This is a genomic window from Acinetobacter harbinensis, from assembly GCF_000816495.1.
GTDB classification, from domain to species: Bacteria; Pseudomonadota; Gammaproteobacteria; order Pseudomonadales; family Moraxellaceae; genus Acinetobacter; species Acinetobacter harbinensis.
Window position 1 is genome coordinate 104,215 of sequence record NZ_JXBK01000002.1, and the last position, 718, is coordinate 104,932.

2 protein-coding genes are annotated in these 718 nt (G+C 43.6%); one reads left to right on the forward strand and one right to left on the reverse strand.

Going from position 1 to position 718, the window contains the following annotated elements:
• Nucleotides 1-83, reverse strand: an 83-nt coding sequence (locus tag SE27_RS14600; protein ID WP_455550011.1) for a hypothetical protein, incomplete at its 3' end; no start/stop codon positions are given.
• A 142-nt stretch (nucleotides 84-225) separates the two neighbouring features.
• On the opposite strand from SE27_RS14600, the gene SE27_RS14210 reads away from it, so the two are divergent.
• Nucleotides 226-718 (forward strand): SDR family NAD(P)-dependent oxidoreductase (locus SE27_RS14210; protein WP_264673637.1); only part of this gene is annotated, 493 nt, incomplete at its 3' end.

Below are 718 nucleotides of genomic sequence, written 5' to 3' on the forward strand. Positions count from 1 at the left end.
TCTTGTGCCGCCGCTGAAAAGCTTTGATGCCGTGCACTGGCCTCAAATGCGCGCAGTGCATTTAAATATACTGGAGTTTTCATACTAAAGTTTTTCTTTCAATCAGCGCAATAATATCTGAGTCGTTTATACCCTATCACTGCTCTAAAATCTATTCATCATATCAAAGCGACAGCATATATCAGATGCTGTCGTACTTAATGCATGAATCAGGATGGATCAACAATGAATAGATTTTCTTTAAAAGTTGCGATTGTAACCGGTGGCAGTTCAGGGATTGGTCAAGAAGTGGCGACCCGCTTGGTTCAAGAAGGCGCGAAAGTAGTGATTACTGGCCGAGATCTCGATAAATTAAAAGCCGCAGCAGAGCAAATTGACAGCACGGGTCAATACATCACTTACTGTGCAGCTGATATTGCAGAGCCAAACACTGCGCAACAACTGATCAATTTCACCACAGAAAAATTTGGCGGAGTCGATATTCTGATTAACAATGCCGGTATCTTTGCACCCAAATCCTTTTTAGACGTCACTGAAGCTGAATATGATGCTTTTTTAGATATCATCTTAAAAGGAAAGTTTTTTATGGCACAAGCGGCAGCCAAAGCCATGGCCAAACGCGGTGGTGGCAGCATTGTACAAACCGGATCATTGTGGGCATTACAAGCGGTCAGTGCAACGCCTTCTTCTGCGTATTCAGCCGCCAATGCTGGAGTTC